We start from the raw sequence: 24040 nt of genomic DNA, 5'->3' as shown, positions 1-24040 counted from the left end.
CTCCACCCATTCTCACGCGCGGCTAAGGCGGCGCGTCTGCGGCAGGCCAGATGGTCTGCCGTTTTCTTTTCTGCCTCTTCCTTCTCCGGGCCGACTCCGCTAGCATCCGGTAAGCGTATCTTTATGGAAGCCGTCGCGTGAAAAAATGGCGTTTTTTCCCCCAATCTCTGCGTCAGCTGGTGCTGATGGCCTTTTTGCTGGTGCTCCTGCCCTTACTGGTACTGGCCTGGCAGGCATGGGAAAGCCTCTCCGCACTCAGCAATCAGGCGGCGGACACTAACCGCAACACCTTTACCGATGTCCGGCGCAGCGAAGCCATGGCACGAACCGCCATTGAGCTGGAGCGCAGCTATCGTCAGTATTGCGTACTGGGTGATGCCTCGCTGGCGAAGCTGTATCAGACGCAGCGGATTCGTTACAGCCAGATGCTCAGCTCCCATGCTGATAATCTGCCCGATTTACCGGCTTTTAAGACGCTACGGGACACGCTGCCGCTGTTGGAAACCCTGCAGTGCCAGAACGGTAATCCGATGGGCAGTGCTGCGCAGGCGCTTGACCGTTTTTCCGCAACCAACGCACAACTGGTGCACGACACGCGGGAGGTGGTATTCGCCCGCGGCTTACAGCTTCAGCGCGAAATCGCCGATCGCGGTCAGTTCTTTGGCTGGCAGGCGCTGATTCTGTTCATTATCAGCCTGACACTCACGCTGCTGTTTACCCGCATGATCATCGGTCCGGTCAAAAGTGTCGAACGGATGATTAACCGCCTTGGCGAAGGGCGGGAACTGGGCAGCAGCATGGTGTTTCGGGGGCCACGGGAATTGCGTTCGCTGGGGCAACGTATTGTCTGGCTGAGCGAGCGGCTGCACTGGCTTGAATCTCAGCGACACGAATTTTTACGCCACCTTTCACACGAACTGAAAACCCCGCTGGCCAGTTTGCGTGAAGGTACGGCGCTTCTGGCGGATGAAGTCGCGGGCGTGCTAAATCCGGAGCAGAAAGAAATCGTCTCCATACTCGATACCAGCAGCCGTCATTTGCAGCACCTGATTGAACAATTGCTCGACTACAACCGCAGGCTCGCTGATGGGCCAATCACGCTTGAGGCGGTCAAACTGGACGATATCGTGCATGACGTTGTAAATGCCCACGCCCTTTCGGCGCGTAACAAACAGATGCATGTTGAGATCGATCTGAAGGCCACAGATTGCCTGGCTGAGCCTATGCTATTAATGAGCGTAATTGATAACCTCTACTCTAACGCCGTGAACTATGGCAATGAATCCGGTAACATCTGGCTTCGTAGCCAGCAGCAGGGCGATACAGTCATCATTGAGGTCGCTAACAGCGGTACGCCCATTCCCGAGCATGAGCAGGCAATGATTTTTGAGCCCTTTTTTCAGGGTAGCCATCAGCGCAAAGGGCCGGTTAAAGGCAGTGGGCTGGGGTTAAGTATCGCAAAGGATTGTCTGCGCCGCATGCACGGCAACCTGCAACTGGTCAGCCGCGATGACGCGGATGTTTGTTTTCGCATTGAACTGAATACCACCGCCGGGAAAGTCTGAAGTATGAAATTTTTTGCCGCGATTCTTATAAGCGCACTGAGCACCCTGATGCTCAGCGGCTGTGCCTCCTCACCGGCGACCTCGGCATCCCAGCCCGCACCAAACTCTGTCGCGGTGCCTGAAACGCGCCTGGTGGATTATCTGACAACCCGCTGTAGCGATATCTGGCATATTGAAAACACTGCCGCGCTTGCCAATCCCCTTTACTGGATGCGCAGTATTGACTGCGCCGAACGACTTTCGCCCGCGGAAGCCCGCGCCGAGGCGCACCGCTGGCCAGTAGACAGCTGGTCGCGAGCCTTTAAACAGGGCGTACTCATGGCAAATGGCAACGTAACGCCACTGGAACGGCGCGACTATATCACCGAGCTGGACAGCTACAGTGAGCAGTTCCCGCAAAACCTGCGGGCACTCATCCAGCTCTGGCGCAGTAACCAGGCGGCACAGCTGGATTTAAGTGCGCTACGTTCGCGGTACGTCCATCTGCAGCAGAGCAGCGATGCGCAGACGGATGCGCTGCGTCAGCAGCAGATAAAATTACGGCAGCAGTTAAGCGATACGCAAAGCAAGCTGGAGCGGTTAACCGATATCGAACGCCAGCTTTCGTCGCGCAAAACCTCAGAGATGCCAGAAGGCAGTCATGGAACGGCGTTGCCACAAGAGGAAGAGCAGTAATGATAAAACATGCGGCACATCTGCTGCTGGTGGATGATGATCCCAGCCTGCTGAAACTGTTAGGGATGCGGCTGAGCAGCGAAGGCTATCAGGTGACCACCGCAGCCAGTGGGCCTGACGCGCTTCGGCTGTTGCAGAAAGAGAAAATCGATCTGGTGATAAGCGATTTGCGCATGGATGAGATGGACGGCCTGGCGCTTTTTGGCGAAATCCAGAAACGCCATATGGGCTTGCCGGTCATCATTTTAACCGCACACGGTTCGATTCCAGAGGCCGTCGCGGCAACCCAGCAGGGCGTATTTAGCTTTTTAACCAAACCGGTCGATCGCGATGCGCTTTATAAGGCAATCGATGAAGCGCTCGCGCAGCGCGTCCCGGTCAGCGACGACCGCTGGCGGGAAGCCATCGTAACACGCAATCCTCAGATGCTGCGCTTACTTGAACAGGCGCACATGGTTGCTCAGTCGGATGTCAGCGTGCTGATCAACGGGCAAAGCGGGACGGGTAAAGAGGTGCTGGCGCAGGCTATCCATGCGGCCAGTCCGCGCGCCGACAAGCCGTTCATCGCGATCAACTGTGGTGCCTTGCCCGAGCAGTTGCTGGAATCGGAGTTATTTGGTCACGCGAAAGGTGCCTTTACCGGTGCGGTCAGCGCGCGCGACGGCCTGTTTAAAGCGGCCGAAGGCGGGACGCTGTTTCTGGACGAAATTGGCGATATGCCGCCCGCGCTGCAGGTGAAACTGCTGCGGGTCATACAGGAGCGTAAAGTCCGGCCGCTTGGCAGCAACAACGATATTGATATCAATGTGCGGATTATCTCCGCCACGCACCGGGATTTGCCGAAAGCGATGGAGAAAAACGAATTCCGTGAAGATCTCTTTTATCGCCTGAACGTCGTTAACCTGAAAATACCGGCGCTGCATCAACGTACCGAGGATATTCCGCTGCTGGCTAATCATCTGCTGCGCCAGGCCGCGGACCGTCACAAACCGCAGGTGCGCAGTTTTTCGGTGGATGCGATGAAGCGCCTGATCTCTGCCAGCTGGCCCGGTAACGTGCGTCAGTTAGTGAATGTGATTGAACAGTGCGTGGCGCTCAGTTCCTCGCCGGTGATCAGCGATGCGCTGGTAGAGCAGGCACTGAGCGGCGAAAACAGCGCATTACCAACCTTTGTCGAGGCGCGTAATCAGTTTGAACTCAATTACCTGCGCAAGCTGTTGCAGATGACCAAAGGAAATGTGACCAACGCGGCGCGTCTGGCTGGACGTAACCGTACTGAATTCTATAAGCTGCTGTCACGTCACGAACTGGACGCCAGTGACTTTAAAGAGTAATTTTCTGCCGCACCAGCCTGCAGCATGGCCAGCGACATTTATACTTAAAAAATCCCTCTGACCACGGAGGGCGCGAGGAAAGGGTCTGACATGAAAAAGATCGATGCAATAATTAAACCATTCAAACTTGATGATGTGCGCGAAGCGCTTGCTGAAGTCGGCATCACCGGGATGACCGTAAGCGAAGTGAAAGGCTTTGGCCGTCAGAAAGGGCACACGGAACTCTACCGTGGGGCAGAGTATATGGTGGACTTTCTGCCGAAGGTAAAAATTGAAATGGTGGTAGGCGATGATATCGTGGACACCTGCGTCGAAACCATCATGCGCACCGCGCAAACCGGCAAAATTGGCGACGGCAAAATCTTTGTTTTCGATGTCGCTCGCGTGGTGCGTATCCGTACCGGTGAAGAAGACGAGGAAGCGATTTAATCGTGTCCTTGTCGAAAGCCCGCCTGTCGCGGGCTTTTTTATTATTACATCACCTTATGCGGACCAAACACCTCATAGTAAATCCTGTCCGCCGTCACGCCGACCGCCAGCAGCTGCTGAACGACGAACTGCATAAAGCCCAGCGGCCCACAAAGATAGAAGTGGGTATTCACCTCCTGCAGACGTGGTGAAACGCTCGCCAGATCCATAAGGCCTTGCGCATCATAACGACCTGCATCACCCTGATTTGGCTCGCGATACCAGATATGTTGGGCAAAATCAGGCAACAGGTCACCGGCCGCGCGCACTTCATCTGCAAAGGCATGCTGCTGGCCGTTTTCAGCGGCATGTAACCAGTTGACCGCTGCCGGGTGCTGCCGGGTAGCCAGCGCATGCAGCATGGCCAGCATCGGCGTTTGCCCTACGCCCGCTGAAATCAATGTGACCGGCGTCGTCGGACTTGCCTGGAGAAAAAAATCCCCGTGTGGAGGCGTCAGCTGAATCTCATCGCCTGCTTTGGCCTGTTGATGCAGCCAGCCTGAGACTGTTCCCCCGGCTTCCTGTTTTACCGCAATTCGGTAGGTCTGCGCATCGCTGACGGTGGTGAGTGAGTACTGACGAATTTGCTGATAGCGGAAGCCCGCTGGCTGCAGATGCAGTGACACATACTGCCCCGGCCTGAAGGACGCAATGGGTTTACCATCAACAGGAGCGAGGGTAACGCTTTTGATCACGTCACTTTGTTGCTCAATCGCGCTGATGAAGAAGGCTCTCGTGCCGCGCCAGCCGCCTTGCTGGTGTGCCGATGCCTGATAAAGGGCTTCTTCACGCTGGATAAAGATATCGGCCAGCACTGTGTAGGCGCGTCTCCAGGCGGCGAGCACCGCTTCGCCAGGATTCAGCATGGCGTCGATAGAGGCGAGTAAATACTCACCCACAATTTTATATTGCTCAGGCTGGATAGTCAGGCTGGCGTGCTTTTGGGCAATTTTTTCGACGGCTGGCCGTAGCGCCGTCAGATTGTCCAGATTGACCCCGTAGGCGCAAATCGCATTAAACAGCGCTTCACGCTGTGCGCCATTGCGCTGGTTGGCCCTGTTAAAGACATGCTTTAACTCTGGATGATGAGAGAGCATCTGACCGTAAAAATGGGCCGTCAGATCGGGGCCGCATGCCGCAATCGCGGGAAGGGTGGATTTCACAATGTGAATCGTCTGGGCATCAAGCATGGCAATACCTTACTTAAAGTTGCATTTTAAATGCATCTTATAGCCGGGCGTTTTGTTCTGTAAATAGCGTTGTGGTTTACAGGAAGACTGAGCGGCAAATTTTCAGACGGAGAAATGGAAAATTTCCGTTACAGGGTGCGGGGAAAAACAGCGGAAAACCGCTTGCAAATCGAGCCAAAAACACATCGCCAATGCGAAGCCAAACGTTTGCGTAAAAAGAGGGGATTGGCCCTACCGTCCCCTGGTAAAAGGGTTTACACTGTCTGCCTTCGCCCTTTGGGGGCGTAATTTGCCGATTTAAAGATAGCCAGTCAGGAGATGCGGATGTTAAAGCGTGAAATGAACATTGCCGATTATGATGCCGAGTTGTGGCAGGCGATGGAGCAAGAGAAAGTGCGTCAGGAAGAGCACATTGAACTGATTGCTTCTGAAAACTACACCAGCCCGCGTGTAATGCAGGCGCAAGGTTCACAGCTCACCAACAAATATGCTGAAGGCTATCCTGGCAAACGTTATTACGGCGGCTGCGAGTATGTAGATATTGTTGAGCAGCTGGCTATCGATCGTGCGAAAGCGCTGTTTGGTGCAGATTATGCCAACGTACAGCCGCACTCAGGTTCACAGGCTAACTTTGCTGTGTTTACCGCCCTGCTGCAGCCAGGCGATACCATTCTGGGTATGAACCTCGCGCACGGTGGTCATCTGACGCACGGTTCGCCTGTTAACCTGTCGGGCAAACTCTACAATGTCGTGCCTTATGGTATCGATGAAACCGGTAAAATTGACTACAACGAACTGGCTGAGCTGGCAAAAACGCACCAGCCTAAGATGATCATTGGCGGTTTCTCTGCGTACTCGGGTATTTGCGACTGGGCCAAAATGCGCGAAATCGCAGACAGCGTTGGTGCCTGGTTGTTTGTGGATATGGCGCACGTTGCTGGTCTGATTGCGGCTGACGTTTACCCGAACCCTTTACCGCACGCGCACGTTGTGACTTCTACAACCCACAAAACGCTGGCCGGTCCGCGTGGCGGCATCATTCTGGCGAAAGGTGGCGACGAAGAACTGTACAAAAAGCTTAACTCTGCGGTTTTCCCTGGCGGCCAGGGCGGCCCGCTGATGCACGTCATTGCGGGTAAAGCCGTGGCGTTCAAAGAAGCGATGGAACCCGAGTTCAAAACCTACCAGCAGCAGGTGGCAAAAAACGCGAAAGCGATGGTCGAGGTCTTACTGGAACGCGGTTATAACATCGTGTCAGGCGGCACTTACAACCACCTGTTCCTGATTGATCTGGTGAGCAAAAACCTGACCGGTAAAGAAGCGGATGCGGCACTGGGCCGTGCCAATATCACCGTGAACAAAAACAGCGTGCCGAACGATCCGAAAAGCCCGTTTGTCACCTCCGGTGTACGTATCGGTACCCCAGCGGTCACACGTCGTGGCTTTAAAGAAGCGGACGTGCGTGAACTGGCCGGCTGGATTGCTGACGTGCTGGACGATGTGAACGACGAAGCCACGATTGAACGCACGAAGCAAAAAGTGCTGGATATCTGTGCGCGCCTGCCGGTTTACGCCTGATCCCGTCAGGTGAGTCAACGGTGGAAAAAGGATGGCCCCGGCCATCCTTTTTTATTGCCCGTCTCACGTGGCTCTGACAAAGTATCGACCTCTTAACACGACCGGTCACACTATTGCTGGAGGGAACATGGCAATCGGCTCCGCCAGATGGCTTGGATTAAGCTATTTCACCTACTTTTTTTGTTACGGTATTTACCTGCCTTTCTGGGGCGTCTGGCTAAAAGGCGTGGGACTGAACCCCGAACAAATTGGCCTGCTGCTTGGCTGCGGCATGGTGGCGCGTTTTGTAGGCAGTTTGTTCATCGCCTCGCAGGTTAAACATCCTTCTCAACTGATTACGGCGTTGCGGCTGCTGGCGCTGCTGACCTGTCTTTTTGCCGTGGGATACTGGACTGGACAACAGTGGTTGTGGCTGCTGTTAGTGATGACCGGCTTTAATCTGTTTTTCTCCCCGCTGGTGCCTTTAAGTGATGCGCTGGCGGCGACCTGGACGCAACAAATTGGTCTGGCCTACGGGCCGGTGCGCCTCTGGGGTTCTCTGGCCTTCGTCATCAGTTCGTCGTTGACCGGTATGCTGGTGACGGCTTTTTCATCCCAGGCGATTTTAATGCTGCTGTCAGCGGGCGTCATAAGTATGCTGGCGGGCATGTTGCTGACGCCGCAAACACACCCTCAGGGCAGCGAACGCAAGAGCAACGTCAGCGGTGGCTGGCAGGCCTGGCGCGATCTGATACGGGAAAACGCGGTCTGGCGTTTCATGGTGTGCGTCACCCTGCTGCAGGGAGCGCATGCGGCCTATTACGGCTTCAGCGCGATCTGGTGGCAGGAAAGTGGCTATTCCGCCTCGTGCATTGGTTATCTGTGGTCGCTTGGCGTGGTGGCAGAAATTGTGATCTTTGCGCTGAGTCACCGTCTGTTTCACCGCTGGCAGGCGCGCGATTTACTGCTGCTGTCCGGCGTTTGCGCGTTAATTCGCTGGAGCCTGCTGGGGGCCAGCACGGCACTGCCGGTGTTGATTGTGGCGCAAATTCTCCACTGCGGTACGTTTACGGTCTGCCACCTTGCAGCCATGCGTTTCATTGCTTCACGGCAGGGTGCGGAGGTGATTCGGTTGCAGTCGCTCTATTCGGCGCTGGCGATGGGCGGCGGTATCGCCGTGATGACGATGATTTGTGGCGTGCTGTTTACCCATCTTCATGGACAGCTGTTTTGGGTGATGGCGCTGGTGGCGCTGCCTGCGCTGTTTCTGCGCCCGCGTCAGGACTCCAGCAAATAGCGAATGCGTTGCTGATGATATTCGGTCAACGGCAATTCTGCATGGATCAGCGGGGGCGAAAACAGCGGCAGGGAGGTGACATAAGGCGAGATAATCAAATCAACTTCGCGCGGCGCGCCGTCGCGCTGAAAGTCATCCACATGCTGATAGGTGATATTAACGGGTAATAAGGTGATTTCCCGGATCTGCTGCTCAACGTCCTGTTCCAGCGCCGGATCGTCACCGGTCAGGAGCAGCACCTGTTTTTCCTGAAGGGCGCTGCTCTGCATCAGCCAGGCACCAAAAATAATGGTTATCAGACTGACTTCTTCCGGTTTAAAACAAATCGCGTATTCCTGCTCAAACGCCACCAGCGCCTGCTGAGTGGTTCGCAGCAGGCGCGGATAAAGCCTGGTTACGTCTTGTGCCACACTGTCATCAATGCCAATAGTAAAGTAAGTGCGATCCAGCGCCTGCGCCAGGTGCGTATACAGTTGCTGCTGGAGTTCGGCACGTTCAGGAAAAGGGGTGCCTGACGAAGCCTCGAAGTCATCGATCAGCTGATGCGTGGCGCGCATGAGCCGCTGTTCACTGGCGTGACGGATGCCGTCCGGATGCGGCGCGTGGATGAGGCTGAACAGTAATGTCCAGAAGTCGGTTTCACTCGCATCCGGTGCGAGATGGCACCGTTTTTTCCAGTGACGAATGACATCAGTGGCCGCGCGGCGCTCCGCCTTCATCGCCAGCCAGGCCTGCTGTTGTGCAGTAAAGAGGGCAGGCTGGCGCTGGCACAGGCCGTATTTCATAAATATTTGTAAAAAGAGTTGATCGCGTGTACTGAAAGGGCGATCAAGGCACAGGCTGCAGTGCTGGATGAGTGCCTGTAGATTGGTTTCATCGTAGAGCGCCTTCTCAATTTTCATTTGCTTAAGGCGCTGGCGAAGCGGTGTCGCAAAATGCTCACAGACAAACGTCTGCGACAGACGCAAACTGCGCCGCAGGTTATGTATAAGACAAATTCGTCTGTCCAGCTCTGTACCATGAATGCGCAAGCTGCCATCCACCATTTGGTGAAGTTCCAGTTGATGATAGCGCTGTATCTCATCACCCACGGCGGCAATATCTTGCCTGGCGGTGGCAGCATCCACGCCGTTAAGCAGGCTTAACCGCGTGAGCGTCAGCACGGGAGTGGGCAGAAACAGCAATAACAACAGGTTGCAGCGGCGCTGAGAAACGGTGAAGAGTGGTGCTGAAGATGTAGCAGAACTCATCAATCAATATTCCCGCTGGCTATTTTTAGCTAAGAATAGTCAACTGCCCTGACCGGTGAAGGGTTTACCCGGTTTTTTGTTCAGAGGTTTAAGGCGGGTCACAAAATTTTGTTACTTATGAAACCTTTTTATCAGGAACGTTACTTTATAACATTATGAAACGCATGTTTTTCGCACTGCTAACCCTGATAAGTTCGTCAGCACTGGCACATCCTCACAGCTTTATTGATATGAAAACGGAACTGGTTGCTGACGGCGATCGGTTTACGGGCTTGAAAATGATCTGGACCATGGATGAGATTACCTCCGCCGATCTTCTTTACGACGCGAGCGATGCGAAACCGGGCACCGTGGTCTGGAAAAAACTGGCAGCCGGCGTAATGGCGAATGTGCTGGGACAACATTATTTTTCTGAAATCTGGCATAACAAGCAGCGGGTGAAGTTCTTGAATCTACCAAAAGAATACAATCTGTCACGCAGTGGCAACAAAGCGGTGCTGGAGTTTGTGTTGCCGCTGGCCGAGCCACCTACATTAACCGGTCAGCGCTTTGAGATTCTCACCTTCGATCCCACGTATTTCGTCGACATGTTCTATGACAAGCCTGACGCCTTGACCGTGCCGCCAGCGTTGCAGTCACGCTGCGCCTTCACCTTGCATACGCCAAAGCCGAATGACTCGTTGAAGCAGTATGCCTTATCGCTCGACAAGGCCGATGCGCCACCCGAAGAGATGGATCTGGGCAGGCAGTTCGCGCAAACGGTGATTCTGACATGTCACTGACGACCATAGCGCGGCCCAAAAAACGGCTGTGGCCACTGGCAGTATTCATGGTCGGGCTGGTGACGGCGGTCAGCGCGATCTGGCTGTACTGGCCGCAAATTCTGCTGCAAAGTGTGCTCTGGCAAAAAATTCTCAACCGCGAGATGACGCAGCTCCTGCAACAGGTCGCCGAACATCCGCACCGGGCTGGCCTGTCATTACTGGCGTTTAGTCTGGTGTACGGCATCCTGCATGCGTTAGGACCTGGGCACGGTAAGGTTGTTATCACCACTTTCCTGGCCACTCATCCGGCAAAACTGAAAACCAGCATGAAGCTGACGCTGCTGGCATCGCTGTTACAGGGTTCAGTCGCGATTGTTCTGGTAACCCTGATGCTGGTGGTATTGCACACCTCATCACGCCAGTTGCATCTGAGCAGTTTCTGGCTGGAGAAGGGCAGTTATCTTCTGGTGATTGCCCTGGGAATCTGGACAGGTTATCGGGCGGTCAACTCTCTGTGGCGACTGTTCCGACCGAAACCGGCGATGAACATTCGTGCTCTGCATCCACACCATCATCATGATGATCAGTGCGGCTGCGGTCATGCTCATCTGCCCAGTGCACAGCAGGTAGCCGGTGCCGTTAACGTGAAAACCCAGTTACTGGTGGTTCTGTCGATGGGGCTGCGGCCCTGTTCAGGAGCCATCATGATGCTGCTGTTTGCTAAGGTGATTGGCGTTTACCTCTGGGGCGTCCTCTCGGCGGCGGTGATGGCGATGGGAACGGCCCTGACCATTTCGGCGATTGGTCTGCTGGTGCAGCGATCGCGTTCGCTGGCGCAACGGCTGAGTGCAAACAGCCACATAAGCGATCGCGCACGCAGTCTGTTGCCTCTGTTGGCTTTGCTGGGAAGCGTCATGTTAATCGTTGCGGGCTGTGCGTTATGGCAATCTGCTCAGCCGGGGTTGGCGGGCGGCATCCGGCCTTTCTGATTTCTATAGCAGCGAAAAGCGTTTTTCGCTGCTCATTCTGCAATATATTCCTCACTATTTTTTATTTTTCTGCTGACTGTTTAGTGGTGAAATTTGTTTTCACTGTCTACGCTGTTAATAGTTAAATCACCTCCCAATAATGGGATGAATAAAAACGGAACGATTCCGTGCTTTGCGAGGAAAATATCTCATGGCTGATACCCGTATTAATAATGGCTACACCGATCCGCTGGTAACTGGAACAGCGGGTTTGCCCCTAAAACGTATTTCATGGAGTGCCGTTTTTGCCGGTGTTATTTGCGCACTGATAATTCACATATTATTAACTCTGCTGGGAACAGCTATCGGCGCGACGACTATTGATCCCCTGCAGGAAGGCAATCCGTTTAAACATCTGGGCACCGGTGCGCTGGTGTGGACGGCGATTGAAATGCTTCTCGCCATCGTCGCGGGCGCCTATGTTGCCGGACGTCTGGCACAGCGCGAAGGCGCGCTGCATGGGTTACTGATGTTTGGCATAAGCACGGTGATAACGATTTATTTAGCCATCAGTCTTGCCAGTAGCGTATTAGGCGGTGCGATGAACATTCTGGGCACGGGCTTCCAGGCTGTCGGTCAGGGTATTTCAGCCGCTGCGCCATCTGTTACCCAAATGGCAAAAGACAAGCTGCAGGAAAACAATATTAATTTAAATGACATGCAGCGTGAGCTGGAAACGACGCTGCGTCAAACAGGCAAGCCTGAATTACAACCTGAAAAACTGAAGCAGGATGCGAATAATGAAGCGCAGAATGCAGAGAACCAGGCAAATAACACCGCTAATCATCCGCAAACCGCAGACACGGATTTAGCTAACTGGTTTAAAGGCGTTATTGATCGTCATGCTGATACATTACAGGCAGCCGATCGTGAGGCGTTGAAAAATATTATTAAAGCGCGCACCGGCAAAAGCGATCAGGAAGCAGAGCAGATCGTTAATCAGGCAGAGCAGAGCTATCAGCAGGCTATGCAGAAATATCAGGAGCTGAAACAGCAGGCTGAGCAGAAAGCCCGTGAAGCCGGTGAGCAGGCGGCTAAAGCGACAGCGAAAGCCAGCTGGTACGCCTTCTTTATCCTGATTATTGAAGCAATCCTGGCAGGCGTGATGGGCATGGTGGGACGTCGTACTCAGCCACGTCAGGTGTTGGCGAACGAACGTCGCTAACCGAAAGGCGTTAAAAAAGGCGGCACAGAATGTGCCGCCTTTTTCTTTAGCGCTTCAGCGCTTCGCTCAGTTCATCGCGCATGGACGACAGCAGCGCTTTAACCACACGAGGATTACCGGCCACAATGTTACCTGAATGCAGGTAACCATGATTGCCGGTGAAGTCAGTAACCAGTCCGCCCGCTTCACGCACCAGCAGTTCACCCGCGGCAAAATCCCACGGTTTCAGACCGATTTCAAAATAGCCATCCACACGACCTGCGGCAACATAGGCCAGGTCCAGTGCGGCAGAGCCGGTACGACGGAAGTCCGCACACTGTGTGAACAGTTTGGTCATGATGTTCATGTAAGCCGGCGCGTGCTGTTTTAGCTTGAACGGGAAACCGGTCGCCAGAATGGTGCCATCCAGATCGCGAGCGATGCTGCCGCGCAGACGGTAGCCGTTAAGCTGCGCGCCCTGGCCACGTACGGCACTGAACAGTTCATTACGCATAGGATCATATACCACCGCCACTTCAGTACGGCCTTTAATGCGTACGGCGATAGAAACAGAGAAGTGGGGCAGGCGTTTGATAAAGTTGGTCGTGCCATCCAGCGGATCGATTACCCATTGAATGTCCTGATCTTCACCTTCAAGTTCACCACTCTCTTCAGTAATAATGGTGTGCTTCGGGTAGGATTTACGAATCACTTCGATAATCAGGCGTTCTGCGTCGCGGTCAACATTGGTTACGAAGTCGTTACTGCCTTTCTGGCTGGCTTCGACGGCGTCCGGGGTTTCATAATTCTTGGCAATTAAATTTCCGGCCTTGCGCGCTGCGCGCACGGCAATGTTGAGCATTGGATGCATCGGTATCTCTCGCTGGATGTTAAAGAACGGGGAAAACGGCGCGGAGTATAGCAGGGTGTTCGGTAAATGTCCTGCTTTATGTTAGAGTACGCGTCATCATTTTCTGACCGATCCCAATTATGCTGCAAAATATTCGTATCGTACTGGTAGAAACTTCTCACACCGGCAACATGGGCTCCGTCGCGCGCGCGATGAAAACTATGGGCTTAACTAACCTCTATTTGGTCAATCCGTTAGTGAAGCCGGATTCACAGGCTATCTCGCTGGCTGCCGGGGCCAGTGACGTGATTGGCGAGGCGAAAATTGTCGACTCACTGGATGACGCGATTGCCGGATGCAGTCTGGTGGTCGGCACCAGTGCACGTTCCCGCTCGCTGCCGTGGCCGATGCTGGATTCACGTGAATGTGGCCTGAAAAGTATTGAAGAGGCCCGGCAGGCCCCCGTCGCCCTGGTGTTTGGTCGTGAGCGTGTCGGGCTGACTAACGATGAATTGCAAAAGTGCCATTATCATGTGGCCATCCAGGCGAACCCGGAATACAGCTCGCTTAACCTGGCGATGGCGGTGCAGATCATTGCCTATGAAGTCCGCATGGCCTGGCTGCAGGCGCAGGACAACGCCAGTCCCAAACCGCAGTACGAGGAATCACCTTATCCGCTGGTTGACGACCTGGAGCGTTTCTACCAGCACATGGAACAGATGATGCTGGAAAGCGGATTTATCCGTGAAGCCAATCCCGGCCAGGTAATGAGCAAGCTGCGTCGTCTGTATACGCGTGCCCGTCCTGAGCGCGACGAACTCAATATTCTGCGCGGGATGCTCGCCTCGTTCGAGAAGCGTAAAGGACCGAAACAAAACGGCCCTGAATAGTTGAGTAAAACGCCAGGTTAAATAGTTGAGTAAATTACTTGGTTAAATAGTTGACCAAATTACTCGGGAATGTCAGACTTGCCGTCATCTTCGCTAATCCTCCGATAACCGGACGCTATTGAGGTTGTATGCTATGAGACTGACATCCAAAGGACGTTACGCTGTTACCGCTATGCTGGACGTTGCCCTGCATTCTCACCAGGGCCCTGTTCCACTGGCTGACATCTCTGAACGCCAGGGTATATCGCTCTCTTATCTGGAGCAGCTGTTCTCGCGGTTACGTAAGCACAATCTGGTATCCAGCGTTCGTGGTCCGGGTGGCGGTTATCTGCTGGGCAAAGAAGCCAGCGCGATTGCGGTGGGTGAAGTGATCTCCGCGGTTGATGAATCTGTGGACGCCACCAAATGCCAGGGCAAAGAAGGCTGTCAGGGTGGCGAGCGCTGTCTGACCCATGTGTTGTGGCGTGACCTGAGCGTCCGTATTAGCGAATTCCTGAACAACATTACGCTGGCTGAGCTGGTGAATAATCAGGAAATCCTGGATGTGGCCGACCGCCAGAATGCTAACGACAATCGTCGTTTCCAGCACGCCCGCGCACAGGAAATCAACGTTAACCTCCGCGCCTCCTAATCCTCTGCTTCTCCGGCCCTTACTGCTAACGCGGCAGGGGCTGAATCTGCTATAAATACGTATGATTTTTTATACGGAGCTGTAGCGCAATGAAATTACCGATTTACCTGGATTATGCCGCCACGACGCCGGCCGATCCGCGTGTGGCCAGCAAAATGATGCAATTCCTGACGCTGGATGGCACGTTTGGTAACCCGGCCTCCCGTTCGCACCGTTTCGGCTGGCAGGCAGAAGAGGCGGTGGACGTTGCGCGCAATCAGGTCGCGGAGCTGGTCAATGCTGACCCACGTGAAATCGTCTTCACCTCCGGGGCCACCGAATCCGACAATCTCGCCATTAAAGGCGCAGCCCATTTCCACCAGTCGCGTGGTAAACACATCGTCACCAGCGTAACCGAACATAAAGCGGTCATTGATACCTGCCTGCAACTTGAACGTGAAGGCTTTGAGATCACCTGGCTGACGCCAGCAGCGAATGGCCTGATCGCGCCTGACGACCTGCGCGCCGCGCTACGTGACGACACGGTGCTGGTTTCCATCATGCACGTGAATAACGAAATCGGTGTGATTCAGGATATCGCTGCGCTGGGCGCCCTGTGCCGGGAGCGGGGCATCCTGTTCCACGTCGATGCGACGCAAAGCGTCGGGAAACTGGCTATCGATCTCGCTGAACTGCCTGTTGATCTGATGTCGTTTTCCGGTCATAAAGTTTATGGTCCTAAAGGCATTGGCGCGCTCTATGTCCGTCGTAAGCCGCGTATCCAGATTGATGCGCAGATCCACGGCGGCGGTCACGAGCGCAATATGCGATCGGGCACCTTACCGGTGCACCAGATTGTCGGCATGGGTGAGGCTTACCGCATTGCCAAAGCGGTGCGTGAAGAAGAGATGGCCCGCTTGTCGCTGTTGCGTGACAAACTGTGGCACGGCATCCGTGAGACAGGCGGCGTAACGGTGAATGGTGATTTGCAACACAGCTGCGCCAACATACTTAACGTCAGTTTTGCTGATGTTGAAGGTGAGTCGTTGATCATGGCGCTGAAAGATCTTGCGCTGTCGTCCGGATCGGCCTGTACTTCCGCCAGTCTGGAACCTTCCTATGTTCTGCGCGCACTCGGTCTGAACGAAGAACTGGCCCACAGTTCACTTCGCTTCTCACTGGGGCGGTTCACCACTGAAGAAGAGATCGATTATGCCATTGCGCTGGTGCAGAAGTCCGTGACGCGCCTGCGTGAACTCATGTAGTCATAATCAGGCCTGAAGAGGCTGACCACTGCGCACCGGCAACGCCTGCGGTGTGCGGCGTAACATCTGTATGAAAAGCCATCGCAAAACAGGCTGGATGAAACGAATAACGAATACGGAGCCCTACAATGAGTACACAACCGATGAATATCACGCTCAGCAACCAGCCCGCCGATGCGCGCTGGGGTGAAAAAGCACTGTTAAGCAGCAATGAAAACGGTATGACCGTGCACCTGCGTGAAGCCGATGCGTTGATGAGCATCCAGCGTGCCGCGCGTAAGCTGGATGGGCAGGGCATTCGTCATGTTGCCCTGACGGGCGAAGGCTGGCATCTGGAGCAGTGCTGGGCCTTCTGGCAGGGCTATCGCAGCCCGAAAGCCAAAAACAGCGTTGACTGGCCGCAGTTGGGTGAACATGAACAGGCGGAATTTGATCGCCGCCGTAAGATCGTAGGCTGGGTGCGCGATACGATTAACCTGCCTGCAGATGATTTAGGGCCAGAGACGCTGGCACACAGTGCCGTAGATTTACTGAGCGAGTTAGGTGGCGAAGCGGTCAGCTATCGCATTACCAAAGGCGATGATTTACGTGAGCAAGGCTATATGGGCCTGCACACGGTAGGACGGGGCTCAAACCGTCCGCCGGTTTTCCTGGCACTGGATTTTAATCCCACCGGCGATAGCGAAGCGCCGGTTTACGCCTGCCTGGTCGGTAAAGGGATTACCTTCGATACCGGTGGCTACAGCCTCAAAACCAGTGCCACCATGGACTCCATGAAGTCAGATATGGGCGGTGCCGCGACGGTGACCGGTGCACTGGCCATGGCCATCGCGCGCGGACTGAAAAAGCGCGTCAAACTCTACCTGTGCTGCGCGGATAACATGGTCAGCAGCAACGCCTTTAAGCTGGGTGACATCATTCGTTACCGCAATGGCAAGTCGGTAGAAGTGATGAACACCGATGCGGAAGGTCGTCTGGTCCTGGCAGATGGTCTGATCGATGCCAGCGAGCAGAATCCGACGCTGCTGATCGATGCGGCAACGCTGACCGGCGCCGCGAAAACGGCGGTGGGCAACGATTATCACGCCTTGTTTACCTTCGACGATGTGCTGGCGCAGTCGGTGATGGGCAGTGCGGTCAGTGAAAACGAACCGTTCTGGCGTTTGCCGCTGGCAGAGTTCCATCGCAGTCATCTGCCGTCAAACTTTGCCGATCTGAATAACATCGCCAGCCCGGCACATTCTGCCGGTGCCAGCAGCGCGGCGGCGTTCCTGTCCTATTTCGTCAGCCACTATCAGCAGGGCTGGTTACATATCGACTGCTCGGCGACGTACCGTAAGAGCGCGGTCGATCAATGGTCGGCAGGCGCAACCGGCTTGGGCGTGCGCACTATCGCCAACCTGTTACTGAAATAAATGCAATCTCCGCGGTGACCTGGTCACCGCTTTTTGAAGGTAGAAGTGAATGATGAACCGTCTTGAAGAGGTGCTGAAGCTGGCCGCCACGGAGCCTGCCCATCGTCCTGAGTTTTTTCAGCTACTGCTGGAGGCGGATGCATGGGTGCCGGGGGAAAGCACCCAGCAGCAGTTGGATGCCAGCACGCCTGTCGACCTGCAGCACTGGGAAAAAGAAGATGGCAGCAGTGTGATCCCGTTTTTTACCTCCGAACAGGCGATGAGCGAGGCGATCAACGATGAGCAGCCTTATGTGCGGCTGCCGGTACGTACGCTGTTTGAAATGACCCGTGGCGAAACGCTGTTTCTTAATCCAAAGTTGCCCACGGGCAAAGAGTTTTCTGCGGCGGAAATCAGTCATCTGCTGGGGGAAGAGGGCAGTGCCCTGATGCAGCAAACGGTGCTGGAAGGCGGTCAGTCACTGCTGCTGTCAGAAATCGCGGAACCGCCCGCGCAGATGATCGACTCGCTGACGCAGTTGTTCAGCAAATACAAGCAGGTTAAACGCGCTTTCATTGCCAGCATTCGTGAACAGGCGGATGATGTGCCTAATCTGTTGATTGGTATTGAAGCGGACAGCGATATTGAGGCAATTATTCAGGCGGCCGGCAGCGTAGCCACCGATACATTACTGGATGATGCACCCATTGATGTGTGTGAGATTACGGCAGAGGACCGCGGAATCAGTCACTTCTTTACCGCGCACATTACGCCCTTTTATGAACGCCGCTGGGGCAGTTTCCTGCGTGAGTTCAAAGGTGGTCAGCGGATCATCTGACACACTGCGCGGCCTGTTCGGCCGCGCGTTTACCGTTACTTCGCAATCGGCAAATCATCCCGGCTGCCCCATTCGGACCAGGATCCGTCATACAGCGTCACTTCCCTTGCACCCAGGGCCGTCAGCGCCAGAATCAACACCACCGCAGTCACGCCAGAGCCACAGCTGGCTACGATGGGTTTGCTGATATCCACACCGGCTTCCGCAAAGCGTGAACGAAGTTCGGCTTCCGGCTTGAGTGCGCCCTGCTCGACCAGGCTATTCCAGGGCAGATTAAGGCTGTTAGGAATGTGCCCACGGTGCAATCCCGGACGCGGTTCATCGACCTCAGCATTAAAACGGTTCGCCGCGCGCGCATCGACAATTTGCGCGCCGCCTTCATGGCTAATCAGCAAGACATCCGTCAGGCGTTTCACCAGGCCTTCATCGAACTGTGCATCAAACTCACCTTCCGGCAGACTGACCTCGCCCTCAGCCAGCGCATAACCCGCCGTTTTCCAGCCCTGCAGACCGCCAGCCAGAATGGAGACCTGTGCCACGCCAAAGGCGCGCAGCATCCACCATGCGCGGGGCGCAGAAAACAGATTGCCTTCATCATAAACAATCAAATGCTTATCACTGTTGATGCCCAGTTCGCGCATCGCCACCGCGAAGCTTTCGGCCCGGGGTAACATGTGGGGATAAGGGCTGGTGTGATCGGAAAGCGTTTCAATATTGAAAAAAGGCGCACCAGGCAAATGCTCCGCCAGATATTCTTTTTGAATATCGCGCGTGGCTTCCATGCCCGGCGGCAGCATACGCGCATCCAGAACCTGGAGCGTGCCGTCATTAAAATGTTCTTGTAACCAGTCGGCGGACACAAACAGTGGCGTCGTCATAACAACCTCTTCTCTGCAATCTGTGATGCCAGTGTCGGGCAATGTGCCCACCATCTCAAGAGAAGCGTTGATTAAATGCGAAGGTTGATGTGAAATCGTGCAGCATTATAAAACAATTCCCCTGGGGCACGGTGAAGGATTTACCATGAAACAACGCATTAACCGGCTGCTGTTCAGCATGCTGATCGGCGGCGCGCTGCTGTCTGCCGCCACGTTACCTGCTTTTTCCGTCAGCGCTGAAACGCCTGCCGCCAGTGCGCAGGTCAGTAAGCCGTTGAGCATTATCGACCTCTCCGAGCTCCAGCTCGAGGGTGCCGCCGCACTGGTGTTAACGTTCAATCAGCCGCTTGATGATAAGCAGGACGTGGCCAAAAAAGTCCGGCTGACGGACGATCAGCGCGGCAAGGTGGATGGCGGTTGGGAGCTGTCCGGGAATCGCAAGGCGCTGCGTTTTCGCCATCCTGAACCCTCACGGCACTTTACTGTGACCGTCGATCCGGGCTTGCGCGCCGCCAATGGTGAAACGCTGACCGCGGCTTACAGCCAAAAAATCACCACGCGCGACATTGAGCCGATGGTGGGCTTCGCCAGTCGCGGTTCTTTGCTGCCATTGCGTATTGCGCAGGGCCTGCCGGTGCTGGCCTTGAATGTCGATCAGGTGGATGTCGATTTTTTCAGGATTAAAAACGCGGGCCTGGCGCAATTCCTGTCCCAGTGGAATAACGGGAGTAATCTCTCAACCTGGCAATCTCAGGAGCTGCTTAAAACCAGTGAGCTGGTTTACAGCGGCCGCTTTGAGCTTAACCCGGCACGCAATACGCGGGAAAAACTGCAGCTGCCGCTAAAAGACATCAAGCCGCTTCAGCAACCGGGCGTTTATCTGGCCGTGATGAAACAGGCCGGCACGTATCATTACAGTATGCCAGCCACGCTCTTCACCCTGAGCGATATCGGCCTGTCACTGCACCGTTTTCCGGGCCAGTTTGAGCTGTTTGCCCAGAGTCTGGAAAACGGCGATCCGCTCTCAGGCGTCAATGTCAGAGTCCTGAACGATAAAGGGCAGGTCCTGCAAAACGGCACCAGCGACAGCAGCGGGCATGTGCGTCTGAAAGCCGAAGACAAGGGCAAGTTCCTGTTGGCAATACAGGGCGATCAAACCTCCCTCATCGATCTGGCTCGCCCGGCATTAGATTTAGCCGAATTTCCCGTGGCGGGACCGGAGGGCTATGACAAGCAGCTGTTCGTGTTTGGCCCGCGCGATATCTACCGTCCCGGCGAAACGGTGATCGTCAATGCGCTGCTGCGTGATGCTGATGGCAAACCGTTACCGGCCCAGCCGGTTAAAGCCGAAGTGGTACAGCCCGACGGTGAAGTGGTGCGCACCTTTGTCTGGCAACCGCAGGACGGGTTGTATCAGCAGCGATTCAGCCTGCCCACGACCGCCATGACCGGTGGCTGGATGCTGCGGCTGAACACCGGTGATAACCTGCCGCGTCAGTGGCATTTCCGCGTCGAAGATTTCCTGCCAGAGCGCATGTCGCTGACGCTGAAAAACGATGAGCAACCTCAGCCTGCCGATGCGGATATCACCTTTAACGTTGAGGGGCGTTATCTCTATGGTGCGCCTGCGGCGGGGAATGCGCTGCAGGGGCAGCTCTATCTACGTCCTGCCCGGGACGCGGTGGCAGCGCTGCCTGGCTATCAGTTTGGGGATATCACTGAGGAGGGCGTCAAACGCAGCCTGGGTGATGTGGATATCAAACTGGATGCGAACGGCAAAGCCCAGCTAACCGTCGAGAATCAGTGGGACCAGCTTCACTCGCCGCTAAACCTGATTTTACAGGCCAGCCTGCTGGAAACGGGTGGACGGCCTGTGACCCGACGTGCCACTCAGGCGATCTGGCCCGCGGAGGCGCTGCCGGGCATTCGTCCCCTGTTCGGCAACAAGTCGATCTACGATTACCGCAGTGACAGTTATCGCGATGAGCCGACCGTGCCGGAAAACAGCCTGGCCGATTTTGACATTGTTTACGCCAACAGTCAGGGCGAAAAGCTGGCGGCAGAAAAGCTGAATGTGCGCTTGATTCGCGAACGTCGTGACTACTACTGGAGCTTCTCTGACAGTGAAGGCTGGCAGTCACGCTACGACGCGAAAGATCTGCAGGAAGATGAGCGATCGATTACGGTGCCCGCTGAGGGCAGTACCAAAGTCAGCTTCCCGGTCGAGTGGGGCAGCTACCGACTGGAAGTGCAGGCGGGTGAAAAAATTGTCAGCAGCGTGCGTTTTCAGGCGGGCTATGACTGGCAGGATAATACCAATGGTACGGGCGCTCTGCGCCCGGATCAGGTCAAACTCCGCTTAGACAAAGCCGCTTATCAGCCCGGAGAAACCGTGCATCTGCAGGTGGAATCGCCCACGGCCGGTAAGGGCTATCTGATGGTTGAGTCCAGCAGCGGCACGCTGTGGTGGCAGCCGCTGACCGTTCCGCAGGGCGGGACGACGGTGGATGTGCCGATTGCCAACAGCTGGCAGCGTCACGATCTCTATTTTAGTGCCATCGTCGTACGGGAAGGGGACAAAACCAGCGGCGCTACGCCAAAACGTGCCGTCGGACTGCTACATCTGCCGATGGCGACCGACGCGCGCCGCCTGACCCTGACGCTGGATGCGCCCGAAAAGGTTCGCCCTGAGCAGAATCTGACGGTCAATGTGCAGGCCAGTCGTGAAGGCGGCCCGCTGCCGGATAAGGTGCATGTGCTGCTGTCGGCGGTGGACAGCGGGGTTTTGAGCGTGACGGATTACAAAACCCCGGATCCCTGGCAGGCCTTTTTCGGCCGCAAACGTTATAACGTCGACCAGTACGATGTGTTTGGGCAGTTGATTGAAGGCGGCGGACGCCTGGCAGCGCTGCGCTTTGGCGGCGACGGCGAAGACGACACGCTGACGCGCGGCGGCAAGAAACCCATTACCCACGTCAACATTGTGGCGCAGCAGCTACAGGCTGTTACGCTGGATAAAAACGGCAAGGGCTCGATCACGCTCCCTGTCCCGGCATTTAACGGTGAACTGCGCCTGATGACGCAGGTCTGGAGCGATGACAGCTTTGGCGCGGCAGAGCGCAAGCTGGTTGTGGCGGCGCCGCTGGTCAGTGAACTGGCCACGCCGCGCTTCCTGGCCAGCGGCGACAGCGCATCGCTGGCGCTGGATATCACCAACCTGACTGATTTACCGCAAACGCTGAAGGTGGATCTCGCAGCCCGGGGGCTGATTGCGCTGTCCGGCGCGGCCACGCAAAACGTGACGCTGGCCAAAGGTGAGCGGAAAACGCTACAGGTGCCGGTCACCGCGCAAAATGGTTTTGGTGACGGTAACGTTCAGGTCACGATTTCAGGCCTGAATCTGCCGGGTGAGCAGGTGCGGCCCAGCCAGCAGCAGTGGAAGATTGGCGTCAGGCCCCCTTATCCGGCCCAGACGCTCAGTTTTGACGCGGTGATCAACGGCGAGCAGCCGTGGCAGGTGACGGCGGCAGCCTTTGCCGGCCTGGACGCGGCTACGCTCAGTGGACAACTGACGCTGAGTAATCGCCCACCGTTGAATATTGCGCGCTATATCAGTGCGCTTTATGCCTATCCCTACGGTTGTCTGGAGCAAACGGCGAGCGGGCTGTGGCCATCGTTGTACACCAGCCAGGCGCAACTTACCGCCATGGGTATCAAAACCAGCTCTGATGAGGTTCGCCGGGCAGCGGTGGAAACCGGTATTGCCCGGTTGGCGGGCATGCAGCGCGCGGACGGCAGCTTTGGTTTATGGGGCAAACAGAGCGAAGAAGAATTCTGGTTAACGCCTTACGTGACGGATTTCTTACTGCGCGCCAGTGAGGCGGGCTATGCGTTGCCTGATGAGGTCGTCAGCCGGGCGAACGCGCGCCTGCTGCGTTATCTTCAGGACCCGGCGCAGATCACCGGAGGCGGCAGCCAGCACGTCGAAGCGTTACGTTTCAGCGTGCAGGCTTATGCCGGACTGGTGCTGGCGCGCCAGCAGCGGGCACCGCTGGGTGCCTTACGTGCGCTGTATGAAAAGCGTGACAAGGCCCAGTCGGGCCTGGCGCTGATGCAGTTGGGCATTGCGCTGAAGCTAATGGGTGATGAACAGCGTGCGCAACTGGCAGTGATGCAGGGGACAACGCTGCCACGCGCTGAGAACCGCTGGTTTGGCGACTACGGCAGTACCGTGCGCGATCAGGGCATGATGATTGCGCTGCTGGCTGAAAATCAACTGCAGCCGGACCTGCAAAACAGCCTGCTGCTGTCACTGTCTAAAGAGGTGACGGGCAAGCGCTGGTTCTCCACTCAGGAGAATAATGCCCTTTACCTGGCGGCCCGGACGCTGCAAACCGCCAACGGGCAACGCTGGCAGGCGCAACTTTCGGGTAGCGATCAGCCTGTGAGTGGAGATGCGCCGCTAAATAAAGGACTGGATCATCAGCAACTGACTCAGGGCGTTGACGTACGTAATGTCGGCAGCACGCCGCTGTACGCCAGTCTGAACGTGGTCGGCTATCCGCTGAGTCCGCCTGCGCCAGTCAGCCATATGATGGCGATTAAACGCGAGTACTTTACGCTGGATGGGCAGGCTGCCGATTTGAATAATCTGCGCAGCGGAGAACTGCTGGTGGTGCGCCTGACGATCTCGGCCAAACGCAGCATTAGCGATGCGCTGGTGGTGGATTTATTGCCCGCCGGTCTGGAGCTGGAAAATCAGAACCTGGCGGACAGCAGTGCCAGTCTGGGGGACAGCGCCGATGCCTTAAAAGAGAGCATGATGGATATGCAACAGGCCAGCATCAGGCATATTGAGTTCCGTGATGACCGCTTTGTTGCCGCTCTGGCCGTCGATACGTATCGTCCCACCACGCTGATTTATCTGGCGCGGGCAGTCACACCGGGGCGCTATCATTTGCCCCCGCCGCAGGTGGAATCCATGTACGTGCCCGAATGGCGCGCCATTGGCAGCACACCGCAGCAGCTGCATGTACAGTAATC

General features: G+C 55.7%; 19 protein-coding genes. 15 read left to right on the top strand and 4 right to left on the bottom strand.

What is annotated here, in order from left to right; translation table 11 throughout:
- The first annotated feature begins 137 nt into the window (after positions 1-137).
- The 4 genes from RAC60_RS10230 to glnB all read left to right on the top strand — a co-directional run bounded on the left by RAC60_RS10230 (position 138) and on the right by glnB (position 4003).
- The gene (locus tag RAC60_RS10230; RefSeq protein ID WP_185199095.1) at positions 138-1565 is read left to right on the top strand and encodes a HAMP domain-containing sensor histidine kinase; all 1428 of its coding nucleotides are present in this window, start codon (positions 138-140) and stop codon (positions 1563-1565) included.
- A 3-nt stretch (positions 1566-1568) separates the two neighbouring features.
- Complete coding sequence (gene qseG / locus RAC60_RS10225) at positions 1569-2240, top strand: two-component system QseEF-associated lipoprotein QseG (protein ID WP_033740913.1); 672 nt, start codon at positions 1569-1571, stop codon at positions 2238-2240.
- The gene (glrR, locus tag RAC60_RS10220; RefSeq protein WP_006120648.1) at positions 2240-3574 is read left to right on the top strand and encodes a two-component system response regulator GlrR; all 1335 of its coding nucleotides are present in this window, start codon (positions 2240-2242) and stop codon (positions 3572-3574) included. Before qseG ends, glrR begins: the two co-directional genes overlap by 1 nt.
- 90 nt (positions 3575-3664) lie before the next feature.
- A complete protein-coding gene (gene glnB, locus RAC60_RS10215) occupies positions 3665-4003 on the top strand; it encodes a nitrogen regulatory protein P-II (RefSeq protein ID WP_003848647.1) in 339 nt (112 codons plus the stop codon).
- A gap of 44 nt (positions 4004-4047) precedes the next feature.
- Here the strand turns inward: glnB and hmpA are convergent, their stop codons facing one another.
- Positions 4048-5232: an NO-inducible flavohemoprotein gene (gene hmpA, locus RAC60_RS10210; RefSeq protein WP_375093548.1), complete on the bottom strand. Its 1185-nt coding sequence runs from the start codon at positions 5230-5232 to the stop codon at positions 4048-4050.
- Positions 5233-5556: 324 nt separating this feature from the next.
- On the opposite strand from hmpA, the gene glyA reads away from it, so the two are divergent.
- Both glyA and RAC60_RS10200 read left to right on the top strand, forming a co-directional pair.
- Positions 5557-6810 carry a serine hydroxymethyltransferase gene (gene glyA / locus RAC60_RS10205; protein ID WP_033740908.1) on the top strand — a complete coding sequence of 418 codons (1254 nt, stop codon included), beginning with the start codon at positions 5557-5559 and terminating at the stop codon, positions 6808-6810.
- A gap of 127 nt (positions 6811-6937) precedes the next feature.
- A complete protein-coding gene (locus RAC60_RS10200; RefSeq protein WP_110268117.1) occupies positions 6938-8086 on the top strand; it encodes a 3-phenylpropionate MFS transporter in 1149 nt (382 codons plus the stop codon).
- Here RAC60_RS10200 and csiE read toward each other — a convergent pair.
- Positions 8068-9336 (bottom strand): stationary phase inducible protein CsiE, encoded by a 1269-nt coding sequence (gene csiE / locus RAC60_RS10195; protein ID WP_375093545.1) that lies wholly within the window; start codon positions 9334-9336, stop codon positions 8068-8070. The genes RAC60_RS10200 and csiE overlap by 19 nt on opposite strands.
- Positions 9337-9491: 155 nt before the next feature.
- Here csiE and RAC60_RS10190 point away from each other — a divergent pair, with 155 nt between their 5' ends.
- From RAC60_RS10190 to RAC60_RS10180, 3 genes are all read left to right on the top strand, one after another.
- The gene (locus RAC60_RS10190) at positions 9492-10118 is read left to right on the top strand and encodes a DUF1007 family protein (protein ID WP_006120642.1); all 627 of its coding nucleotides are present in this window, start codon (positions 9492-9494) and stop codon (positions 10116-10118) included.
- Positions 10109-11089 (top strand): nickel/cobalt transporter, encoded by a 981-nt coding sequence (locus RAC60_RS10185; protein ID WP_039340000.1) that lies wholly within the window; start codon positions 10109-10111, stop codon positions 11087-11089. Before RAC60_RS10190 ends, RAC60_RS10185 begins: the two co-directional genes overlap by 10 nt.
- Before the next feature lie 190 nt (positions 11090-11279).
- Positions 11280-12293 carry a hypothetical protein gene (locus tag RAC60_RS10180; protein ID WP_375093543.1) on the top strand — a complete coding sequence of 338 codons (1014 nt, stop codon included), beginning with the start codon at positions 11280-11282 and terminating at the stop codon, positions 12291-12293.
- Between the two features lie 46 nt (positions 12294-12339).
- Here RAC60_RS10180 and suhB read toward each other — a convergent pair whose 3' ends face one another.
- Entirely contained in the window at positions 12340-13143 is an 804-nt protein-coding gene (gene suhB / locus RAC60_RS10175) for an inositol-1-monophosphatase (protein ID WP_006120639.1), read from the bottom strand.
- Between the two features lie 119 nt (positions 13144-13262).
- On the opposite strand from suhB, the gene trmJ reads away from it, so the two are divergent.
- The 5 genes from trmJ (at position 13263) to sseB (ending at position 18119) form a co-directional block, all read left to right on the top strand.
- Positions 13263-14012: a tRNA (cytosine(32)/uridine(32)-2'-O)-methyltransferase TrmJ gene (gene trmJ / locus RAC60_RS10170; protein ID WP_006120638.1), complete on the top strand. Its 750-nt coding sequence runs from the start codon at positions 13263-13265 to the stop codon at positions 14010-14012.
- A 133-nt stretch (positions 14013-14145) separates the two neighbouring features.
- Positions 14146-14643, top strand: a complete 498-nt coding sequence (gene iscR, locus RAC60_RS10165; protein ID WP_375093542.1) for a Fe-S cluster assembly transcriptional regulator IscR — start codon at positions 14146-14148, stop codon at positions 14641-14643.
- Between the two features lie 89 nt (positions 14644-14732).
- Positions 14733-15887, top strand: a complete 1155-nt coding sequence (locus RAC60_RS10160) for an IscS subfamily cysteine desulfurase (protein ID WP_375093540.1) — start codon at positions 14733-14735, stop codon at positions 15885-15887.
- A gap of 128 nt (positions 15888-16015) precedes the next feature.
- Positions 16016-17302 (top strand): aminopeptidase PepB, encoded by a 1287-nt coding sequence (pepB, locus tag RAC60_RS10155; RefSeq protein WP_033740899.1) that lies wholly within the window; start codon positions 16016-16018, stop codon positions 17300-17302.
- Between the two features lie 52 nt (positions 17303-17354).
- On the top strand, positions 17355-18119 hold the full coding sequence (gene sseB / locus RAC60_RS10150) for an enhanced serine sensitivity protein SseB (protein WP_172677643.1): 765 nt from the start codon (positions 17355-17357) through the stop codon (positions 18117-18119).
- A 35-nt stretch (positions 18120-18154) separates the two neighbouring features.
- On the opposite strand, the gene sseA is transcribed toward sseB, so the two are convergent.
- Positions 18155-18997, bottom strand: a complete 843-nt coding sequence (sseA, locus tag RAC60_RS10145) for a 3-mercaptopyruvate sulfurtransferase (protein WP_185199099.1) — start codon at positions 18995-18997, stop codon at positions 18155-18157.
- Between the two features lie 145 nt (positions 18998-19142).
- Between sseA and RAC60_RS10140 the strand changes: the two genes are divergently transcribed.
- Positions 19143-24038, top strand: a complete 4896-nt coding sequence (locus tag RAC60_RS10140; protein WP_375093537.1) for an alpha-2-macroglobulin — start codon at positions 19143-19145, stop codon at positions 24036-24038.
- The last annotated feature ends 2 nt before the right edge of the window (positions 24039-24040 follow it).

Source organism: Pantoea sp. BR_17 (assembly GCF_041955125.1).
Lineage (GTDB): Bacteria > Pseudomonadota > Gammaproteobacteria > Enterobacterales > Enterobacteriaceae > Pantoea > Pantoea stewartii.
This window is presented reverse-complemented; position numbering and strand designations above follow the sequence as displayed.

What these genes read in the sequence shown, in the direction of transcription:
- RAC60_RS10140 (WP_375093537.1), top strand. Translation starts at nt 19,143, where the DNA reads ATGAAACAACGCATTAACCGGCTGCTGTTCAGCATGCTGATCGGCGGC.
- suhB (WP_006120639.1), bottom strand. Translation starts at nt 13,143, where the DNA reads ATGCATCCAATGCTCAACATTGCCGTGCGCGCAGCGCGCAAGGCCGGA.
- glnB (WP_003848647.1), top strand. Translation starts at nt 3,665, where the DNA reads ATGAAAAAGATCGATGCAATAATTAAACCATTCAAACTTGATGATGTG.
- csiE (WP_375093545.1), bottom strand. Translation starts at nt 9,336, where the DNA reads ATGAGTTCTGCTACATCTTCAGCACCACTCTTCACCGTTTCTCAGCGC.
- RAC60_RS10200 (WP_110268117.1), top strand. Translation starts at nt 6,938, where the DNA reads ATGGCAATCGGCTCCGCCAGATGGCTTGGATTAAGCTATTTCACCTAC.
- sseB (WP_172677643.1), top strand. Translation starts at nt 17,355, where the DNA reads ATGAACCGTCTTGAAGAGGTGCTGAAGCTGGCCGCCACGGAGCCTGCC.
- RAC60_RS10185 (WP_039340000.1), top strand. Translation starts at nt 10,109, where the DNA reads ATGTCACTGACGACCATAGCGCGGCCCAAAAAACGGCTGTGGCCACTG.
- iscR (WP_375093542.1), top strand. Translation starts at nt 14,146, where the DNA reads ATGAGACTGACATCCAAAGGACGTTACGCTGTTACCGCTATGCTGGAC.
- glyA (WP_033740908.1), top strand. Translation starts at nt 5,557, where the DNA reads ATGTTAAAGCGTGAAATGAACATTGCCGATTATGATGCCGAGTTGTGG.
- trmJ (WP_006120638.1), top strand. Translation starts at nt 13,263, where the DNA reads ATGCTGCAAAATATTCGTATCGTACTGGTAGAAACTTCTCACACCGGC.
- RAC60_RS10190 (WP_006120642.1), top strand. Translation starts at nt 9,492, where the DNA reads ATGAAACGCATGTTTTTCGCACTGCTAACCCTGATAAGTTCGTCAGCA.
- RAC60_RS10160 (WP_375093540.1), top strand. Translation starts at nt 14,733, where the DNA reads ATGAAATTACCGATTTACCTGGATTATGCCGCCACGACGCCGGCCGAT.
- qseG (WP_033740913.1), top strand. Translation starts at nt 1,569, where the DNA reads ATGAAATTTTTTGCCGCGATTCTTATAAGCGCACTGAGCACCCTGATG.
- RAC60_RS10180 (WP_375093543.1), top strand. Translation starts at nt 11,280, where the DNA reads ATGGCTGATACCCGTATTAATAATGGCTACACCGATCCGCTGGTAACT.
- hmpA (WP_375093548.1), bottom strand. Translation starts at nt 5,232, where the DNA reads ATGCTTGATGCCCAGACGATTCACATTGTGAAATCCACCCTTCCCGCG.
- sseA (WP_185199099.1), bottom strand. Translation starts at nt 18,997, where the DNA reads ATGACGACGCCACTGTTTGTGTCCGCCGACTGGTTACAAGAACATTTT.
- pepB (WP_033740899.1), top strand. Translation starts at nt 16,016, where the DNA reads ATGAGTACACAACCGATGAATATCACGCTCAGCAACCAGCCCGCCGAT.
- glrR (WP_006120648.1), top strand. Translation starts at nt 2,240, where the DNA reads ATGATAAAACATGCGGCACATCTGCTGCTGGTGGATGATGATCCCAGC.